Consider the following 18928-nt stretch of genomic DNA (forward strand, 5'->3'; position numbering starts at 1 on the left):
CGCCGGAGATGCGGCGTCACGCGGTTCATGGGTGACGTCTGTCTTCGGGCAGGACGGATCTGCGCCAGCACTGCCACTGGCAAGGAGACGGCCGACCTTCGGATGGAAAGACTCTCTGGACAGTGTGACGGACGACCAAGTCAAAACGCGTTCGGCCTATTCGCTTGAGGCTCCCTTCCCATCGCCTTGGGACTTTAATTCGCGATCGGAGCGTTCGTCGAGGCAAAGTGCAAGCAACCGAAAAAACACCGCAGGCGGAACGTCGGGCACTTGCTCGGCGCCTCCGAAAGTCCTGATGCACTCTCAATTGCGGAAGACCGCATCGCATCAGGCCCAAGGGTGCAACGGGCACCCGGCGTTCCGCACGCCCTCTCACAAGAGGGCGAGAATGCAAGCAACGACGGCGCCCCCGCGCCGCAAACAATGGGGGCGATGACGCATGTCTGAAGAACAGTGGCTGTTTGATAGTTGAATCTGTGATGGCGCGATGAAGGCGCCGCCCCCACAGGTGTCATCCCCGGGCTTGACCCGGGGATCCAGCTTGGCCCGCACACCGTCGCACAAGACAAGGTGGATGGCCGGGTCAAGCCCGGCCATGACGTGGGGAGAGGCCTGGGATTATTGCGAAGCTCGCTTCGCGCCATCTGGCTATGACGAGTGAGAGGGTTACGCAAGATCGTGGGATGGAGTGAGTGCAGGCGCATCGCGCAGACGCTCACCCCACATCCTACGATCAACGCAATCACGACGAGGGCGTTTACCGCAGCCCGCTGAGCTGGATCGTCAGTCGATCCATCGCATTGCCGACATCGCGCCATTGCGCGAGCCAGCTACGTGGAAAGCGGAAAATGAGATCGGCGCCGCCGATGCGGCGTTCGCTCATGCACATGCCTTCGGTGGCGCCGTCGCGCGTGCAGCGCGCCACCAGCGCTGGCGTCGTGCCGAGAAACAGATCTTCATTGCTGTAAGGCGAGTTGTCGCGGAATGGCTGCGTGGTCAGGCCGTCTTCGCTTGATGTCGCGTGGTCGATATAGCGCGGATAGATCGTGCGCAGGCGGGTGTCCGGCGAGGTTGCATCGTGATGCGCCGAGATCGAGACGAAGATGCGATCGATCGGCTGCGCGTTCTCATCGAAATTCTCGACGCTGACATGCCTCGGCAGGTTGCTCGCTTCGAGCGAGGGATAGACATAGCTCAGATCGACGCGTTCCTGCGGCCCTGAATGTTTCTGCACCTTACGGCGAAACGCATGGGTCGGGACGTTGAACAGCGTGGCGCCCACGCTCACCGGAATACGGTCGGGATCGCCGGGCTTCTGGCTCTGCCAGGTCGGCCACAACAGATAGGCCACCACTGCGATAGCGGGGGCTGCCAATGCGGCACCGACCAGCATCGGTACGACGTGGTTGCGGCGGTGGCGGCGCCGCGGCCGCGTCGTCGGGTGGGTCGGAAACAGCAGAGACATGCGCACGCTAAATTGGAACTGGGACTGTGTACCGGGTGGGCGAATCAACCGCGAATATGCCAGCCGATGGTTAACGGCCTCGCGCGTCTCGCCGCAGGCGGTATCCGGGAGCCATGCACCGCGCGCGGTTCCCGACAATGTCGTTAACCCTTTATTAACGTTATGCTGGCGGGGAGCTTCGCATTTTGCGATGCAGGGCGGTGTTTGTATGTGCCGTGAAAGAGCTTCGATGTACCCCGATGCGTTGAATTCATTCTTCCAGCTATGCATTGGCTTCGCGCTCGCAGGCGCCATTGCAAGCGCCTATCAGGCCTTTGCCAAACGTCCCCCGAGCTTCAGCCTGCTCCAGCAGGGGCCGTCCCCTGAAGCCTTCGCAGCCGTGCCGCTGCTGGTCTTCACGGCGCCCTTTATCATCATGCGCAACACCCTGCGCAACGGCGCGGCCGAGCAGCATCGCATTCAGTTCGTGATGATCGCGACCGTGCTGTCGGGCATCTGGAGCCTGATGTCGGGCACCTTCATCGTGATGACCCTGGAAGCGCTGGGCATACTAGCCTAAGCGCAAGAATCCGTGGCAGTGTCTCCCGCAAAGGGAGACCACTCAATCATGGCAATCTACGAACTCGACGGGCAGGGACCGGATCTTCCGGCCAGCGGAAATTACTTTATCGCCGACACGGCCGATGTGATCGGCAAGATTCGTTTGCTGGAGCAGGCGAGTGTCTGGTTTGGCGCGGTGCTGCGCGGCGACAACGAATGGATCGAGATCGGTGAAGGCTCCAATGTGCAGGACAACTGCACGTGCCATACCGACAAGGGCTTTCCCTTGACCATCGGCAAGAACTGCACCGTCGGCCACAACGTCATCCTGCACGGCTGCACGATTGAAGACGGCGCGCTGATCGGCATGGGCTCGATCGTGATGAACGGCGCAAAAATTGGCAAGAACAGCATCGTGGGCGCCGGCTCGGTGATCACCGAGGGCAAGGAATTTCCGGAGAATTCGCTGATCATCGGATCGCCGGCGCGCGTCATTCGCACGCTGTCGCCGGAGCAGGTGACGGCGATGGGCAGCGCGGCGCGATTCTATGCGGCCAACGGCCCGCGTTTCCAGAAAGGTCTCAAGAAGATCGGCTAGAGCGTTTTCGAGCGAAGCGGGTACCGGTTCGCATCAAGAAAACGCGTCACCACACAAAGCCAGAGCCTTGCAGCGCGATCACGTCCCTTCGGACTCATTGGCTTCTGTCTCGCCGGCCACGCGCTCGTGGCCGGCACTCCATAGCGAATGCTCCTCGGTGCCATCCTGATAGGGATTGGCTTCGGCGGGGATGCCCTCGCTGGCGGCACGCTCGCCTTCCTCAAATGGATCTTTTTGCGGATCGTTTGGCATGGGCCTTCTTCCTTGCTGGACGTGACGAGGCGGGGCGCATCGCAGTGTTGCGGCTTGATGCCGATGATGGACCGGCGGCTTTCACGCTCTTGCGAAGCGCATCCTTGAGATCGATCGGAATGCCGTGCTTTTTCAGGAGGTCGGCGAAGGCTTCATCCGCAAGTTCTTGCGTCGTCGCCATGCGGTCGCGGCCAAGCTGGATGAGCTTGTCGAGGGTCTCGTCGTCGAAGTCGATCAGCTTGCGCATGACATCTGCTAACTGAGGCCCGGCTTGCGCCAGCGCGATCGCTTGCGCGTCGGGTCGAATACTTTCTCCTGATGGCGATGCAGCGCCTGTGCAACGCCGAGCCGCGCGAAACTGATAGGGCCGCCGTAGTCAGCCGCCTCGATCAGGCAATGCATCGCGGTCTGCCACTCCTTCGCATCGTGTTCAGACGGTGACAGCTGTGTGATGTAAGCGCCGGCGTCGCGCAGCGACACCAGCGTGTTGCCGTCGGGCAATTCGATCGGTTCGCGAAACGGCTTGTCCCAGGACACGCAGGCTTCTCCTCGGCAATGTCAGGGATTCAAGCCGCGAGCGCCAAATTCGTTCCCGCAACGGAACCCGTTTCCGCTGGTCTCGTTGAACGCCAAAGGAGATTTCCAATGACGCATTCCTCGAAACTCATCGCGACTGCAACGGCTACCGTCCTGTTGTCGTCAGTTGCGGCGTTCGCCCAATCTGGCAGTGCAGGTGGCGGCGCGACGGGCGGCGCTGCGGGCACCAACAGTGCAGGCACGGCGAATGCGAGCGGTGGACGCGCCGCGACCGGGATCACGGCAGGCGCGAGCGGGACCGGACAGGCGTCGCCCGATGGCAAGCCGGCGACAGGCGATGCAGCGGTCGATGCGCAGGATCGTGCCGTCGATCGCAAGGTGAAGAGCATCTGTAAGGGGTGCTAGCGCAACGTTGCGCGACAGGCTTTCAGCAACACACCGTAACCGACAGTCGCGAACAAGTGACGGCTATTGATCGTCACACCGTGGCGGTTCACGAACGAAAGAGCTACCTATCTGACAGGGGCGCGCTGTGAGTGACCCGTGACGGAGTGTAGTTGATGTTACGCAAATTGGTGTTTGGTCTGTTGACCCTTGCCGCAGTCGCGCTGGTCGCGCCGACAGCCGCATCGGCGCGCGGTGGCGGCGGGCATGGTGGCGGCGGATTCCACGGCGGTGGATTCCATGGTGGTGGCTGGCATGGCGGCGGCTTCGGCCGTGGATTTCGCGGTGCTGGAATAGGATTGGGATTTGGCCTCGCCGGCGCCGGCCTTTATGGCGGCTACTACGGCTACGGCCCCTATGCGTATTACGGTGGGTACCCCTACGCTTATGGCGGTTATGATGACGAGGGCGGTTGTTACATAACGCGTAAGCGCGTACGGACACCGGCTGGATATCGGGTGCGTCGTGTCGAGGTTTGTGACTGATCGGCCTTGAGCGACGCCACCTGATTACCTCGTCGGCTCCAGCATAGCTGTGCTGGAGCTACATCATGGCTGGTCAGATTGTCTGGTACGCGTTTTGCAAAATCGAAACGATGACCATGACCCTCGACATTGCCAGTCTCACGCTACTGTTCGTCACCACCGTCTTTGCGCTGGTGATGGCTTTCGTCTGGATGTTCTGTGAGTTCGAGCGCCGGTTCGGAAAGCGGTTGACGGCGATTGCACTCGTGCGCTTCGGCTATCGGCCCGACGGCACCATCGACCGAGACGCAAATCGCCGCGACTAGCGCGGCGATTTCTTCGTCGGTTCGGGTTTCTCAGACGGCAGTCTGAGATCAGCCCAGCGCTTTGTACTTCGTCAGCCAAGCCTGCATCTGTTCCCACCCATTTGGCCGCTTCCTGTCGGAAGCTGCGCGAGCACCACTCCAAAAAGTTGCGGCCAGCTCTTGGGGGAGAGCTGGCCGCGCGCGATCCGGTCTGGGACGGGGAGGGGTGGGGATGTGACCGGGTCGCGTGTCTCGAATTCGTGTTGTTTAGCGATCCCGCGCGCTGGCCGTAGCCACTGCAGGACGGTTGTCGCCGAGCGAGACCCACACATTCGGATCGCTCTGTGACTGGCGTTTGACGAAGCGGTAGCCGGTCTCGGTCCAGGCGAGGACGTTCTCATTCTGGTTGTCCAGAACGTATTCGCCCTTGTCCGTCTTCACCGTGAGCACGGCGTGGCCTTCGCCCTTCTTGTCACGCACCACGGTGATCAGCAGCGCCTCACGTGGCCAGCCTGCTTCGATCAGCATCTTGCGCTTCAGGAGTACATAGTCTTCGCAGTCACCGTAACCGTCTGATGGCAGCGACCACTTTTCGATCACGCCCCAATGATCCATGTCGGTCATTGGCTTGATGGTCTCGTTGACCCAGCGATTGACCCGCACCAGATCCTTCCACGCAGTCTGCGTGATGACGATGTCACGTGCTTGCGTCGCACCGCCGCGGCAGTCGGTCGGATTGTCTGAACAGAATTCGACCCAGCCGATCGGTGCGCGCGTGCTGTCGCCTAGGCTTGCGTAGAGTTTTTCGTTGCCGGCACGTGCCGACGAAGTCACTCCAAGAAGGACTGCTAAAACGGCCAGTCCGAAGTATCGCCCCTTGTTACCAAACATTGTGGCCCCCGTTTTCTTGTTGGGACCATGTTTCGCACAAAGGATTTTCGTCGCCGCTAAATCGCTCAAGTACAATTGAAGCGATTACAAGTAAAAGGCGCGGCGAATTCGAACTATACTTGAATCGAATGTGATTCAAATTTTAGCTAATTGTATTTGATTCAAATTTTACGCGTTAATGGCTTGAATGCTGCAATTCAGGAACTTGCGTGCGCAAAGCGGCGTGAAATTAACCCCTCGCGACCGCGTGCAGATGACGCGCAACGGTATCCGCTGACGCGGATAGCGCCTTCAGGACATTGAAAAACGAGGATCGGGGGCGTTCGGCCGTTTACCGGGCGTTGACGCTGTCTTCGAGCGTCTCCGCCAACTGCTCGTGGAAGAACTCCAGAGCGAAGCCTTCTTCGAGATGGCGGACCACGCGGGACTGGATTCGGCCGAGCATGACAATCGAATTCAGCAGCGGGCGCTTCTCTGCCGCGATGGCGGCGCCGGACAGCGACAGGTCGATAATGCGGCCGTTCATCTGGACGCCATCCTCGAGGGTGAGGAGCACCATCGGGTTGCGCGGCACGATACGGTCGTGGCGGCGGTCTTCCGGCAGATTGAGAATGTCGCGGTTGGCCAGCCAGGTCAGCTGGGCTGCCAGCTTGTCGCGTTTGCGCGGTGTCGCACCCACGGTCATGGCGAAGCCGTTGTCGATGATCCGGGTTATTTTACCTTCGACGCGGCCGATATGGTCGAGATAGGCGATGACGCGGTCGCCCACATTGCCGATGCCGGGACCGAGCAGCGCGAGGCCGCCGGGCGACATATTGATGACCTGACACGGAAACTCGCGGCGATCCGGCAGCATATAGCGGCCAAGCAGGTGCACTTTCACCCGCTGAAAGCGACGGCGTTCTTCTGCAGACGGAAGAATCGATTTTGTTTGCGCGAACGCCATCAGTGCCGTGCCGGTGATGCGGGTCGAGTTTCGACCGACCCTACGGCCCGTAGGGTTAACGCCGCGTTAGCAAATACCGAACTGGCGCAACCAGTTGGCGTGATTGTTCTGCGCGACACTTATAATGGGCAGCGTACGTAGAAGGCTGCTCAGCGCAGTCCTTCATAGACCATAAGGCCGCGGGCAACCTGCAGTTTGCGCAGGGCGCGCGGAGCAAAGCGCTGCGGCTGGTGGGCGAGATAGCGAAACGACGTCAGCTGGAATGCGCCGAGCCGGCCGCGGACTTCATACATGGGCGCCAGCAGGCCGGTCAGGCTGATAGGGGAATGCGCGCGCGTCGCGAATGGCAGCAACAGCAGTTCCAGATGCGCCTTCTGACCGAATTCGGTCATTGCGGTCACGCCAGCGACGGCGACGAGCTGCTCCTCGGATACGACGGTGATCATGTCCCGGATCTCGTCGCGACACTCGGGCGCGAACAGCAACGGAAACGGCTGGTTCTTCAGGTCGCGGCCGAGTAGGGCACAAACTCTTGTGCCGGCCACGCGGAACGGGAATTCGACGGGCTGGTCATAGGACAGCACGAAGATGTCGCCCAGCAACTCGCGAACGGGGCCGGGTTCCAGCTCACTCCGATCGGGGGCGCGCGCAAAACCGCGTTTGTCGTCCCAATAGGCGAAGAACGCGCGGCTGGATGGATGTTTCATTCGCCTGATCCTGACCCGGCTTGCAGTGGATCGGGGACATTTCTGTCCCGAATCCATCCATCGCTCGCCGCTACATGTTGTGCAGATCAGTCATTGCAGCGTCCATGCCGAAGGCGCGTTTTCCACCGCGTTCGGGCGGGTATCCGCCGTTAAGGTTAAGTTTACTATGATTGTTACGATCTCATTAACCGTCCGGTTTCGGAGCGGGTGGACCGGTTCGCCGTTAACTCTAAGTTAAGCATGCGCTTGGCAACGCGGGGATTGCCGGTAGTCTCCTGCTCACTCCAGAGCGGAGCGGACTGTCTCCAGCAGTTCGTGACGCGCTTCGATAAACAGGTGGCTGAAAACAGAATTGGTCGTCACGCGGGGAGGGGTGGGGATGTCGGCTCGTCCGGCACACCGGGACATCCATCCGCGGGAAAAGATCAAGACGGACCCGGGAGAGCCTTTCTCAGAGGCTCTCCCTTTTTCTTTTCAAGCGGGTTTGCTGTCCTGCGGCGATCCTGAGCTTGCGCGGTACCGGCAAAGCCGACTATCTGGGGCATCGCTCGCCAGAGCCGCTGACAGGCCGTTATCCCCTTGGACACCTTGGATTCCCCCGCTCCCCCGCGCGAACCGATCCTGACCCTGCCGGGGGCGCTGACGGCCTATGTCGGGTTGCTTGCCGTGATCCACATTATCCGCATGTTGCTGCCGGTGGATCTGGAATACTGGACCATTGAGGTCTTCGGTTTCATTCCGAAGCGCTACGACCAGACGCTGCTGTCGATGCCGTTTCCCGGCGGCAATGGCGCCAAGGTCTGGAGTTTCGTCACCTATTCGCTGCTGCACGCCAATCTCAGCCATATCGGCTTCAACGTGTTGTGGCTGCTGCCGTTCGGCAGCGCGCTGGCGCGGCGCTTTGGCGCGGTCCGCTTCTTCATCTTCATGGCGGTGACGGCTGTGGCTGGCGCCGCCGCGCATCTGATTACCCATGAACACGCACTCGCCCCGATGATCGGCGCCTCGGCTTCGGTCTCCGGCGCGATGGCGGCTGCCATCCGGTTTGCCTTCGTGCGCGGCAGCTTCCTGTCGTTTAACCGCGGCGATGCCGATGAGGCGGCACGGGTGCCGGCGCTTCCGCTACTGCGTTCATTGCGCGATCCGCGCGTGATCGGATTTCTGGCGGTCTGGTTTGGCGTCAACATCATCTTTGGCGTCGGCTCGATTGCGATCGGCGCGGAAGGGGCGAGCGTTGCGTGGCAGGCGCATATCGGCGGCTTCTTCGCTGGGCTGCTGCTGTTCTCGCTGTTCGATCCTATTCCGAGGTTGCAACGCACGGGTTCGCAAACGTCGTCTCCGGACATCTCCGACCTGCATTAAGCGCGTACCGGCTTCTTGCGAGGCCGACGCATTTGATCCATCTTATGTATTCGACAGGTGACTCACGTTGGCAGGTTCGGCCCTTGAGGTCGATCCCGTTCCCGGCGCGAACGGTGTGTCAGTGCGATCACCACATCTGAACGACTGTTGAACTGCGCTGTTACACTGCATCTGTCTGACGACCCTAGAATGAAAGACCGCGCCCGACAAAGGGCATGGTCGACTTAGGAGGCGACAATGACGGTACGTGCAATTCTCGATTCCAAAGGCCACCAGATCATCAGCGTCTCGCCGAACGATAAGGTCTCGTCGGTGGTGCAGATGCTGTCACAGCGAAGAATAGGTGCCGTCCTGGTGATGAGCCATCACCACATCGATGGTATCCTGTCTGAGCGTGATATCGTGCGGGTGATCGGAGAGCGCGGCGCCTCGGCGCTGGATGAAGACGTGAGCGCCGTGATGACGCGCAAGGTCATTGGCTGCAAACCGGCCGATACGGTCGGTGCAATCATGGAAAAGATGACGACCGGAAAATTCAGGCATCTGCCCGTTATCGAGGACGAGAAGGTCGTTGGCCTGATCTCGATCGGTGACGTTGTTAAATTTCGCTTGCGCGAATTCGAACGCGAACAGGAAGCGTTACGCGAATATATCGCGACGGCCTGAGCCCGCCGTGCTCAGCTCTGCGAAGTGGTCGGCTTCTGCGCAACGACGGGCGCAGGTGAGTTTGCCACTTCGGGGGCGAGGATTTCGATCGCCTCTTGAATGGACTCGACGGCGCGTTCTGCAGCACGCGCGCCGAGCGTGATCATTTCTTCGGCGCGGTGGAAATCGAACCAGCCGATGCGGCCAACGCGCGGTGCGATCAGGAGATCCGGCGGATCGCCGGCAAGGCGCGCGCGGGTGATGCGATCCTGCATGATGTTGAAGGCATCGACCATTACGGTAGAGATGCCCGGTCGTCCGCCGCCACCGAAGAATTCGCGTTTCATGGTGCGCTCGGCCGAGAAGAACTTGCTGAAACCGCGCTTGGGCTCTTCGACTTCGATGATGGGCTCGGCCATTTCAGGTCCCGTGCCATGGTCGAAAATCGTGGTCGAATGGCCAAACACGTCATTGCTGAGATTGGCTGCGATGACAATCTCAGCGCCCAGCGCGCGCGCCGCCGATACCGGCACCGGATTGACCAGCGCGCCATCGACCAGCCAGCGATCGCCGACCAGTACCGGAGAGAAGATGCCCGGCAGCGCATAGGACGCACGCATCGCATCGACCAGGCGACCATGAGTCAGCCAGATTTCATGACCGGTGCGAACTTCAGTGGCGACGCTGGCGAATTTCAGCGGGAGATCTTCGATCAGCGTATGGCCCAGCGACGCTTCGAGCTGTGCGGCCAGCTTGTTGCCGCCAATCAGGCCTGAGCCGTTCAGGCGAATGTCGAGATAGCTGAGAATATTGCGGGGCTGCAGACTGCGCGCCCATTCCTCGAGCGTATCGAGGTGGCCGGCGGCGTAGGATCCGCCAACTACGGCACCGATCGAGGTGCCCACCACGACGTTCGGGACGATGCCATGGGCGAGCAAAGTGCGGAGGATCCCGATATGGGCGAAACCGCGCGCCGCACCGCCGCCGAGCGCCAGACCGATGATCGGACGTCGAACGCTTCCCAAACCAGGCTTGTCGCGACCGTTCGCGCCATTCTGGCCGCGCCCCATCAAAATCTCCAGCACACAAAGCTCCTCGACACAGCCGATATTAAATGCAGCTGCGCCATCATTCCAGACGGTAGCTAATTCATGATTTATGTCGCGTTTGCGAGGTTTAGGCACCAAATGTGACTGCAGAGCGACCCGTTACCGCACGGTGCACCGGTTCCTGGGGGCCTCACGCGATTGTGGGTCTGGCGGCGAGACATCCGCGTCAAGGCTTGAATTTGTCGCGTTTTGGGTGAAAAGCATGACCATGACTGCACGGGGCCATGATTTGCGAACATCCGGCCGGAGCGGACGGCTGGCCATGGTGCTGGCCCTCGCTCTGCTGCAGGCTGTTGCCTTGCCCCGGATAGCGTCCGCACAGTTCTTTTCGGACCGCCCGGCACCGGTTCCGCCGGGCTCGATCCCGGATGTCCCATCGGGGCCGGCCATCAGCCTCGCGCCGCCGTCCGGTCCTGCTTCCACCCCCCTGTTGCCGGCACCGCTGACGCAACCGCCGGTGGCCAATGTCGCACCGCCCGTGCCATCGCCGGTCCAGGCTGCTCCAACGGGGCCCGCACAGGGCGTACTGGCGCTGACGGCGCGCTATGGCAAGGATATGCCGGTCATCAATAGCGGGCTGGTCTGGCGGGTCTATTCGGATCGGCCGGACGAGACAGGTGCCTTCAAGCTAATCCGCGAGGATCGCGGTGCCACGCCGAATATCGTGCTGCCGCCGGGCAGTTATGTGGTGCATGTGGCGCTGGGCCTCGTGAGCGCCGTTCGTCCGGTGACCATCAAATCCGAGACCGATCGTGAAGCGTTTGTGCTCCCTGCGGGCGGATTGCGGATCGAGGGCCGCGTCGGCACCACGAAGATTCCGCAAAACCAGATCTCGTTCTCGATCTACAAAGGCAGCCAGTTCGAAGGCGGCGAGCGCACGCCGCTGTTGCCGAGTGTTCCCGCCGGCGATGTCGTGCTGCTGCAGGAAGGCACCTACTACATCATCTCGAATTACGGCGACGCCAATTCGGTGGTGCGCTCCGACATCCGCGTGCAGGCGAGCAAGCTCACCGACGTGACCATCACGCATCGTGCGGCGGTCATCACCATGAAGCTGGTGAGCGACAAGGGCGGTGAGGCCCTGGCCAACACCGCATGGTCAGTGATCACACCGGCAGGCGACGTCATCAAGGAATCGATCGGCGCATTCCCGCGCGTCACGCTGGCGGAAGGCGAATATCGCGCCATCGCCAAGAACGAAGGCAAGGTGTTCGAGCGCCCCTTCAATGTCGTGAATGGCGTCGACGGCGAGATCGAAGTCATCGCGCGCTAACTGCTGCTCGCAAGCTACTCAACAATCTTCCAGATCTCGTTGCAGACAACACGCTTCAAACGCGAATGAATTGTCATGCGCGTGTCATGGTCCTGAATCGCCAACTAACCATCGTGCCAGTTTATCGCGTTACAACACGTCGTTGCCGTCAGCGGCCGCGGAACGTTTACATGACGTTAATCCCCATAGCCCGAATAGCAAGTATCGCTACAAGTGTTCCGAAGGGGATGTCGTGATCGCGGCCAGACAGTTATCCGGAAGCCCGGACGTCAAGTTGTTCGACGACATTCCCGCCTTGCAACGCAAATGGCGGGCGGCCGTTCGTCCCGGCCAGATTTTGCCCGGCTATGAAGAAGTGATGCTCGGCAGTCTTGGGCGGATGGCCGATCACATCGTCCTGCTGAAGGTCGAAGGTGAGACGCTCGAAGTGTCACGCAGCGGCCGCTATGTGCAACAGTGGTTGGGTGACGATCGCTGGGACATTCCGCTCGACGTGCTGGCGCCTGATTGCGTGCGTGCGCTAACGGAAGCCGCAAACTGCGCGTTGCAGGCCAACAGGCCTCATCTGATGGTGGCGCATTGCGTGCGTGACGGTCTCGTCCACACCTATGACATTCTGGCGCTGCCGACAGCGTCACGCTGGGGTGGCCGGTTGGTCGGCGTCTATGTCAACGAGCAGGGCACCCGTTACAATCTGGTCGATGCGATCTTCTCGTCGACGGACGAAGGCATCGTGTCGCTTGCGGCAATCCGGGATTCTGCAAGCCAGGCTTTTGACTTCCAGATCGTGCATCATAATCAGGGCGCTTCGCGCCTGCTGAAAGTATCACCCACCGACCTTCAGTGGCGCAAGCTGAGTGCAGGCGGCCACGCATTGTCGCTGCCGAGCGTGACGAAATGGCTGCTGTCCATGATCGCCAATGGCCAGAGCGGTCAGCTCGAAATCGACAGCGATGATCGCAACCTTCGGCTCAGCGCCACCGCTTTTGGCGACTTGGTGTCGCTGACTGTGTCTGACGTCACCGATATTAAGCGCCGCGAGGCCTCGTTCCGGCTGCTGTTCGACAGCAATCCGATGCCGATGTGGGTGTTCGATGCCGAGACGATGGATTTTCTCAGCGTTAATGACGCGGCTGTCGCGCATTACGGATACGATCGCGCCACTTTCCTGCGCATGCAACTCAAGGAAATCTGGCCGCGCGATGAATGGGAGCTCCACACGCGTGCGCTGATGCAGCTCGGAGATATCTATCAGTCGGATCGCAACTGGCGCCACCTGAAGGCCGACGGAAGCGAGATCGAGGTGCTGACCTATGGCCGCCGCGTGATGTTCGAAGGCCGCGACGGCTTCCTCGTGGCTGTCGTCGACATTACCGAGCGTCGCAAGGCCGAGGCGCGTGTGGCGCATATGGCGCATCACGATGCGCTGACGGATTTGCCGAATCGTGTTTTTTATCAGGAGCGTCTGGCCCAGGCGCTGGATCACGACAATCCGACCAAACATGTCGCGGTTCTCTGCATTGATCTCGACCTGTTCAAGAACGTGAATGACTCATTCGGTCATCCGATGGGGGATCGGCTGCTGAAGATGGTCGCCGCGCGGATGCGCGCCGAGGTCCGCGGCAACAATCTCGCAGCCCGGCTCGGCGGCGACGAATTTGCCGTGGTGTTGGCAGCCTATATCACACCCAACGAAGCCAACGATTTTGCCGCGCGGCTGATCGAGATCATCAGCGCGCCCTATGACATGAACGGCGTCGAGGTCGTGATCGGCGCCAGCATTGGTATCGCCATGTCACCGGGCGATGGCGATACCAGCGAAGAGCTGATGCGCAATGCCGACATGGCATTGTACCGCGCGAAGTCCGAAGGTGGCGGCGTGCATCGCTTCTTCGAGCGCGAGATGGATCGTCAGGCGCAGAAGCGCCGTGACATGGAGCTCGATCTGCGTAGCGCTTTCGCCGATGGCGACTTCGAACTGCATTACCAGCCGCTGGTCGATCTGGCCGCCGATCGCATCACCGGATTCGAGGCGCTGCTGCGCTGGAAACATCCCGAAAAGGGCATGATCTCGCCGGCCGATTTCATCCCGGTCGCCGAGGATATCGGCCTCATCGTCACGCTCGGCGAATGGGTGCTGCGCAAGGCCTGCGCCGAAGCTGCCAAGTGGCCGGACGATATCAAGGTCGCGGTCAATCTCTCGCCGGTGCAGTTCCGCAGTCGCAACCTGGTGCAGGTCGTTGTTGCCGCGCTGGCTTATTCCGGCCTGTCGCCGCATCGTCTGGAGCTGGAAATCACCGAGTCGGTGTTTCTTGCGGAAACCGAGGCCAATCTTGCGATCCTGCATCAACTGCGCGCGCTGGGCGTCCGCATCTCGATGGATGATTTCGGCACCGGCTATTCCAGCCTGAGCTATCTGCGGAGTTTTCCGTTCGACAAGATCAAGATCGACCGGTCTTTCGTGAAAGATCTGATCGAGCGGCCGGATTGCGTTGCCATCGTACGCGCGATCTCAGGACTCGGTCGCAGCATGAACATCACCACGACGGCCGAGGGGGTCGAAACGATTGATCAGCTCGACTGGCTGCGTGCAGAAGGGTGCAACGAGGTGCAGGGCTTTCTGTTCAGCCCTGCCAAGCCGGCTTCGGAAATCGAGAATCTGCTGCGCCGGTTCGGCAGCCAGGCGTCCCAGGCTGCGTAAATCCGGTTCAGAACCGGGTCACGACGTCCTTGAGTTCCGGCCGCGGCCGGTCCTCGATCACCTTGTCGGGTTTGCCGCCGATATGGATGAAGCCGGCCAGTTTTTCATTGGCGACGAGGCCGAGGCCTTCGAGCACGTCACGGTCATAGACCATCCAACCGGTCAGCCAGTTGGCGCCATAACCCATGGCTGTGGCGGCCGACACAATATTCAAGCAGCTCGCACCTGCGGACAGTTCCTGCTCCCATGGCGGAATCTTCGGATGTGGCTTGATGATGCTCACCACGCCGATCACCAGCGGCGCTTCCGTCAGTTTGTGTTTCTGCGCCTCGATATCTTCGACCGGTGCATCGGGATTCTTCCGTGCGAACACGGTGGCGATGACGTTGCCGGCGCGTTTGCGGGCGTCGCCCTCGAAAATGATGAAGCGCCACGGCGCCAGCTTGCCGTGGTCCGGCACCCGTGCCCCGATGGTCAGGATGGTTTCGAGTTCGGCGGATGAGGGGCCGGAGCCGGTCATTTCACGCGGCTTGACGGAGCGGCGGGTCTTCAGGAAGTCGATGATGTCGGACACGGGCAGTTCTCACAGATGAGGATGCGCAGAATTTGCAGGATTTGAATGACCGCTTACCATGCGAAAAGGCCCGCCACGAGGCGGGCCCTGCTCATTTAGACGGATTGTGATCGCGGGCATCCGCTCAACCGACCGTTTTGTGCTCCGGCATCTTGGAGGCACGGTCCAGCAGATCACGGCCCAGATCCTCCAGCACGGCCCGCGAGGCCAGATAGAGGCTATGGCCACGCTCAGTCTCGAATGCCAGCGCGACCACGTCCGGCCGGTTGGGATCGGCGATCACCTGATAGGATCGGAGCGGATAGGCCTCGATCTCGATCTCTTCATCGTCGCTCATCGGCTCAGCCCTCTGCCAGTGCGCGCTTCACGTCGGGCGGTGTCGCCTCGTCGACCAGTGCGGCAAGGGCTTCTTCGAGCGAACTCACCTTTTGGCCATCGCTGCCGAGACGGCGCACCGAGACCTGGCCGGTTTCGGCTTCCTTCTTGCCGACGACGAGCAGAGCAGGAATCTTGGCCAGCGAGTGTTCGCGGACCTTGTAGTTGATTTTTTCGTTGCGCAGATCGATCTCGACGCGGAGGCCGGCCTTGCGTGCGGCCGCGGCGACGACCTTGGCGTATTCATCGCCTTCCGAGGTGATCGTGGTGACCACCACCTGCACCGGCGACAGCCAGAGCGGGAAGTTGCCGGCGAAGTGCTCGATCAGGATACCGATGAAGCGCTCCATCGAACCGCAGATCGCGCGATGCACCATCACCGGCGCCTTCTTCGATCCGTCGGCGTCGATATAAAACGCACCGAAACGCTCCGGCAGGTTGAAGTCGACCTGCGTGGTGCCACACTGCCAGTCACGGCCGATGGCGTCGCGCAGCACATATTCGAACTTCGGTCCGTAGAACGCACCTTCGCCGGGGCTGATCTCAGTCTTGATGCGACCACCGGACTGGCTTTCGATCACCGACAGCACGGTGGCCATCACGCGCTCGGCGTGATCCCACATCTCGTCGGTGCCGACGCGCTTTTCCGGCCGCGTCGACAGTTTGACCACGATGTCGCCGAAGCCGAAGTCGGAATAGGTCGACAGGATCAGATCGTTGATCTTGAGGCATTCGTCGGCGAGCTGTTGCTCGGTACAGAACACATGGGCGTCGTCCTGGGTAAAGCCGCGCACGCGCATCAAGCCGTGCATGGCGCCCGATGGCTCATAGCGATGCACCACGCCAAACTCGGCAAGGCGCAGCGGCAGGTCGCGATAGCTCTTGAGGCCATGCTTGAAGATCTGCACGTGGCCGGGGCAGTTCATCGGCTTGAGCGCAAACCAGCGCTTGTCCTCGGCTTCGTCGCCGGCCGACTGCGCCGCGAACATGTTCTCGCGGTACCATTCCCAGTGACCGGAGGTCTCCCACAGCACCTTGTCGAGGATCTGCGGCGCATTGACTTCGCTGTAGTCGCCATTGAGGCGACGCCGCATATAGGCGATCAGCGCCTGGAAGATGGTCCAGCCCTTTGGGTGCCAGAACACGACGCCCGGGCCTTCTTCCTGGAAATGGAAGAGGTCGAGTTCACGGCCCAGTTTGCGGTGGTCGCGCTTCTCGGCTTCCTCGATCTGTTTCAGATACGCGTCGAGGTCTTCCTGCTTGGCGAAGGCAGTGCCGTAGATGCGCGTCAGCATCGGATTGTTGCTGTCGCCACGCCAATAGGCGCCGGCCACCTTCATCAGTTTGAAGGCATTGCCGACCTTGCCGACCGACGTCATATGCGGGCCGCGGCAGAGGTCGAACCAGTCGCCCTGGTAGTAGATCTTGATCGGCTCGTTGCCGGGAATGGCGTCGACCAGCTCGACCTTGAAGGCTTCGCCCTTGTCGCGGAATACCTGCTTGGTCTTTTCGCGATCCCAGACGTCCTTGGTGAACGGTTTGTCGCGCGCGATGATCTCGCGCATTTTCTTCTCGATCGCGCCGAAGTCCTCGGGCGTGAATGGCTCGTTGCGGAAGAAGTCGTAATAGAAACCGTTCTCGATCACCGGACCGATGGTCACCTGGGTGCCCGGCCACAGCGTCTGCACGGCTTCGGCGAGCACGTGCGCCGCGTCATGCCGGATCAGCTCCAGCGCGCGGGGGTCGTCGCGGTTGATGAAATCGATCTTGGCGTCGTCGTCGATCGGATCGGAGAGATCCGAGACGGTACCGTCCAGCGCCATCGCGACGGTACGCTTGGCCAGCGACGGCGAGATGCCCTTGGCAATCTCGAAACCGGTGGTGCCCTTCGCAAATTCGCGCTTGGCGCCATCAGGGAATGTAACGGTGATATTGTTGGTTTCGGCGGGGGTGAGGTTGGCGAGGCCGAACTTGAATCCCGAGCCTTCATTCTCTGTCATGTCTTCTCTCCTGTGGCTCACTCCTGCACACGGGCGCAGGTAAGCGGACGAGCGGTATAGCAGCCGATTCGGGCGTTGCAACACCAGTCTGGCTGATCTGATTTGCACGCTTGGCTTGCAGGTTTGACTTGCATGCAGTTGCATCCATAAGATGCGATATCTTGACAGTCTCCCGCCCTTACGCCCCCACCGCACTCATGATCGGCAATTTCGTCACCGGCATCGGCCTGCTGGGGCCGACGGCGATGCTGGGTGAATTGTCGGCCGGCCTCGGCGTCACCATCCGCGAGGCAGGACTGCTCATCACCTTCGGCGCAGTGATGCTGTGCATCTGCTCGCCGCTGATGTCGTGGCTGACCAGCCGGATCGAGCGGCGACACATGTTGATCGGCGTCATCGCGGTCGTGGCCGTGTGCAATCTCGCTTCGGCCCTTGCGCCCAACTATGCGGTGCTGCTTGCTATCCGCCTGGTGATGTGCATCGCTGCGGCACCGTATACTCCGCAGGCGGCAGGCGTGGTCGGCATGCTGGTGCCGCCGGAGAAGCGGGGCAGCAGCGTCGCTTACGTCTTTCTCGGCTGGACCCTTGCTGCTGCGGTTGGTCTGCCGCTGGTGACCTTCATCGCCAGCCGCTTCGGTTGGCGCGAGGTCTATGGCTGCGTCGGCGTAATGAGTTGTATCAGTCTCGTGTTGCTGGTGTGGCGGATTCCGCGCGGGCTGTTCGGCGCGCCTGTGGATCTCAGCACTTGGTCGTCGCTGGCGCGCAACCGGCTCGTGCTGTTGTTGCTGTCGATCACCATGCTGCAGATCGCCGGGCAGTTCTCGATCTTCACCTTCATGGCGCCGCTGCTCGAACGTCTCGCGGGCGCAGGGCACGATGCAGCGGCATCCGTCTTCGCGATCTACGGCGTCTGCGGTTTTCTCGGCATCATGACGGCGACGCGGATCGTCGATAGCTGGGGGCCGCTGAGAACCTCGATTCTATCGACATCGCTGGTGTTGGCCGGCATGACGGTCTGGACGCTCGGCGCAGGCCATCTGCCCGTGATGGCGCTCGGCGTCGCGATCTGGGGGCTCGGCTTCGGCGCCATCACGTCGATGCAGCAGGTCCGCTTGATCATGGCGGCACCGTCGGCCGGTGCGGCGTCGGTCTCGCTCAATACATCGATGCTCTATGTCGGCCAGGCGATTGGATCGGGCATCGGTGGCGCGCTGTTCGCCGGCGGATACTTCCACGCGTCGGGGTTTGTCGCGATGGGTTTCCTGACGACGGCACTGGTGGCCATCGCGTTCAGCCGTAAAATGTCGGGACGTGTCGCTTAGTCGCAGATGCGGGTCAGTTGCGCCTTGAACGGCACGCCGGGCAATTGCAGCGCACTGCCTTCGAAATCGAGCAGGTCGCCATTGACGCGACCGGTCAATGCCAGTGTGACACCTTCAAAGCCGAACACCGACTTGAAGCTCTGATCCGGGTTGTAGCGTTTCGATGACACCTTGACAGAGATGGTCTCGCCTCTGTTTTGATAGTTGCCCATGAAGGCGAAAGCGGAGTTGCCGCCGCGCAGCTTTCCGCCGATTGCATAGACGACGCCGGTCCCGGTGCCATGAATAGTATGAAAATGTACTTCGTATAGGCCGTCTTCCACCTGAGTGCCCCGGGCAGTGATGTTAAGTGAAGATGAATTTGGCGAGATGAAGTGGCGGCACCCTATGGTATCAAATGTTATTCAACAATCCCACC

At 61.0% G+C, this 18928-nt stretch carries 22 protein-coding genes; 10 read left to right on the top strand and 12 right to left on the bottom strand.

The features are described 5' to 3' along the window. Positions 1-757: 757 nt before the first annotated feature. Positions 758-1465, bottom strand: coding sequence for a hypothetical protein (locus AB8A23_RS16205; protein WP_439058975.1), 708 nt, complete (start codon positions 1463-1465; stop codon positions 758-760). A 229-nt stretch (positions 1466-1694) separates the two neighbouring features. Here AB8A23_RS16205 and AB8A23_RS16210 point away from each other — a divergent pair, with 229 nt between their 5' ends. Both AB8A23_RS16210 and AB8A23_RS16215 read left to right on the top strand, forming a co-directional pair. Beyond that, entirely contained in the window at positions 1695-2024 is a 330-nt protein-coding gene (locus AB8A23_RS16210) for a DUF6949 family protein (RefSeq protein ID WP_439060511.1), read from the top strand. A gap of 48 nt (positions 2025-2072) precedes the next feature. Further along, entirely contained in the window at positions 2073-2603 is a 531-nt protein-coding gene (locus AB8A23_RS16215; protein ID WP_089264916.1) for a gamma carbonic anhydrase family protein, read from the top strand. A 78-nt stretch (positions 2604-2681) separates the two neighbouring features. On the opposite strand, the gene AB8A23_RS16220 is transcribed toward AB8A23_RS16215, so the two are convergent. The 3 genes from AB8A23_RS16220 to AB8A23_RS16230 are packed head-to-tail and all read right to left on the bottom strand — an operon-like array spanning position 2682 to position 3392. Beyond that, positions 2682-2855, bottom strand: coding sequence for a hypothetical protein (locus tag AB8A23_RS16220; RefSeq protein WP_170849843.1), 174 nt, complete (start codon positions 2853-2855; stop codon positions 2682-2684). After that, on the bottom strand, positions 2824-3102 hold the full coding sequence (locus AB8A23_RS16225) for a hypothetical protein (protein WP_439058973.1): 279 nt from the start codon (positions 3100-3102) through the stop codon (positions 2824-2826). Before AB8A23_RS16225 ends, AB8A23_RS16220 begins: the two co-directional genes overlap by 32 nt. Positions 3103-3110: 8 nt before the next feature. Next, a complete protein-coding gene (locus AB8A23_RS16230) occupies positions 3111-3392 on the bottom strand; it encodes a hypothetical protein (protein WP_093762019.1) in 282 nt (93 codons plus the stop codon). Between the two features lie 108 nt (positions 3393-3500). Between AB8A23_RS16230 and AB8A23_RS16235 the strand changes: the two genes are divergently transcribed. The 3 genes from AB8A23_RS16235 to AB8A23_RS16245 all read left to right on the top strand — a co-directional run bounded on the left by AB8A23_RS16235 (position 3501) and on the right by AB8A23_RS16245 (position 4626). Continuing rightward, positions 3501-3797: a hypothetical protein gene (locus AB8A23_RS16235; RefSeq protein ID WP_439058971.1), complete on the top strand. Its 297-nt coding sequence runs from the start codon at positions 3501-3503 to the stop codon at positions 3795-3797. 155 nt (positions 3798-3952) lie between these two features. Next, positions 3953-4321 carry a hypothetical protein gene (locus AB8A23_RS16240; RefSeq protein ID WP_439058969.1) on the top strand — a complete coding sequence of 123 codons (369 nt, stop codon included), beginning with the start codon at positions 3953-3955 and terminating at the stop codon, positions 4319-4321. Positions 4322-4386: 65 nt separating this feature from the next. Continuing rightward, complete coding sequence (locus AB8A23_RS16245) at positions 4387-4626, top strand: hypothetical protein (protein ID WP_089264911.1); 240 nt, start codon at positions 4387-4389, stop codon at positions 4624-4626. Between the two features lie 246 nt (positions 4627-4872). Here AB8A23_RS16245 and AB8A23_RS16250 read toward each other — a convergent pair whose 3' ends face one another. From AB8A23_RS16250 to AB8A23_RS16260, 3 genes are all read right to left on the bottom strand, one after another. Beyond that, positions 4873-5496 (bottom strand): transglutaminase-like cysteine peptidase, encoded by a 624-nt coding sequence (locus tag AB8A23_RS16250; RefSeq protein WP_093762025.1) that lies wholly within the window; start codon positions 5494-5496, stop codon positions 4873-4875. A 331-nt stretch (positions 5497-5827) separates the two neighbouring features. Then, positions 5828-6442 (bottom strand): PilZ domain-containing protein, encoded by a 615-nt coding sequence (locus AB8A23_RS16255; protein WP_089264909.1) that lies wholly within the window; start codon positions 6440-6442, stop codon positions 5828-5830. 149 nt (positions 6443-6591) lie between these two features. Further along, entirely contained in the window at positions 6592-7149 is a 558-nt protein-coding gene (locus AB8A23_RS16260; RefSeq protein ID WP_089264908.1) for a PAS domain-containing protein, read from the bottom strand. A 588-nt stretch (positions 7150-7737) separates the two neighbouring features. Here AB8A23_RS16260 and AB8A23_RS16265 point away from each other — a divergent pair. After that, on the top strand, positions 7738-8511 hold the full coding sequence (locus tag AB8A23_RS16265) for a rhomboid family intramembrane serine protease (protein WP_439058968.1): 774 nt from the start codon (positions 7738-7740) through the stop codon (positions 8509-8511). 237 nt (positions 8512-8748) lie between these two features. Then, a complete protein-coding gene (locus AB8A23_RS16270) occupies positions 8749-9177 on the top strand; it encodes a CBS domain-containing protein (protein WP_093762031.1) in 429 nt (142 codons plus the stop codon). Between the two features lie 11 nt (positions 9178-9188). Here the strand turns inward: AB8A23_RS16270 and AB8A23_RS16275 are convergent, their stop codons facing one another. Then, complete coding sequence (locus AB8A23_RS16275) at positions 9189-10241, bottom strand: patatin-like phospholipase family protein (protein ID WP_170849844.1); 1053 nt, start codon at positions 10239-10241, stop codon at positions 9189-9191. A gap of 226 nt (positions 10242-10467) precedes the next feature. Between AB8A23_RS16275 and AB8A23_RS16280 the strand changes: the two genes are divergently transcribed. Beyond that, positions 10468-11538, top strand: coding sequence for a hypothetical protein (locus AB8A23_RS16280; RefSeq protein ID WP_374725648.1), 1071 nt, complete (start codon positions 10468-10470; stop codon positions 11536-11538). A 232-nt stretch (positions 11539-11770) separates the two neighbouring features. Continuing rightward, a complete protein-coding gene (locus tag AB8A23_RS16285; protein ID WP_439058966.1) occupies positions 11771-14239 on the top strand; it encodes a putative bifunctional diguanylate cyclase/phosphodiesterase in 2469 nt (822 codons plus the stop codon). Positions 14240-14246: 7 nt separating this feature from the next. On the opposite strand, the gene AB8A23_RS16290 is transcribed toward AB8A23_RS16285, so the two are convergent. The 3 genes from AB8A23_RS16290 to thrS all read right to left on the bottom strand — a co-directional run bounded on the left by AB8A23_RS16290 (position 14247) and on the right by thrS (position 17188). Beyond that, positions 14247-14813 carry a nitroreductase family protein gene (locus AB8A23_RS16290; protein WP_439058964.1) on the bottom strand — a complete coding sequence of 189 codons (567 nt, stop codon included), beginning with the start codon at positions 14811-14813 and terminating at the stop codon, positions 14247-14249. A 124-nt stretch (positions 14814-14937) separates the two neighbouring features. After that, the gene (locus AB8A23_RS16295; protein WP_439058962.1) at positions 14938-15150 is read right to left on the bottom strand and encodes a hypothetical protein; all 213 of its coding nucleotides are present in this window, start codon (positions 15148-15150) and stop codon (positions 14938-14940) included. A gap of 4 nt (positions 15151-15154) precedes the next feature. After that, positions 15155-17188, bottom strand: a complete 2034-nt coding sequence (gene thrS / locus AB8A23_RS16300; RefSeq protein ID WP_439058960.1) for a threonine--tRNA ligase — start codon at positions 17186-17188, stop codon at positions 15155-15157. A gap of 197 nt (positions 17189-17385) precedes the next feature. Here thrS and AB8A23_RS16305 point away from each other — a divergent pair, with 197 nt between their 5' ends. Then, positions 17386-18510 (top strand): MFS transporter, encoded by a 1125-nt coding sequence (locus tag AB8A23_RS16305; RefSeq protein ID WP_439060510.1) that lies wholly within the window; start codon positions 17386-17388, stop codon positions 18508-18510. Here AB8A23_RS16305 and AB8A23_RS16310 read toward each other — a convergent pair. Further along, positions 18507-18833 carry a GrlR family regulatory protein gene (locus tag AB8A23_RS16310; protein WP_093762042.1) on the bottom strand — a complete coding sequence of 109 codons (327 nt, stop codon included), beginning with the start codon at positions 18831-18833 and terminating at the stop codon, positions 18507-18509. The two genes, AB8A23_RS16305 and AB8A23_RS16310, sit on opposite strands and share 4 nt — an antisense overlap. Positions 18834-18928 lie beyond the last annotated feature (95 nt).

Origin of the sequence: Tardiphaga sp. 619_E2_N8_4 (genome assembly GCF_051810905.1) — a bacterium.
Lineage (GTDB): Bacteria > Pseudomonadota > Alphaproteobacteria > Rhizobiales > Xanthobacteraceae > Tardiphaga > Tardiphaga robiniae.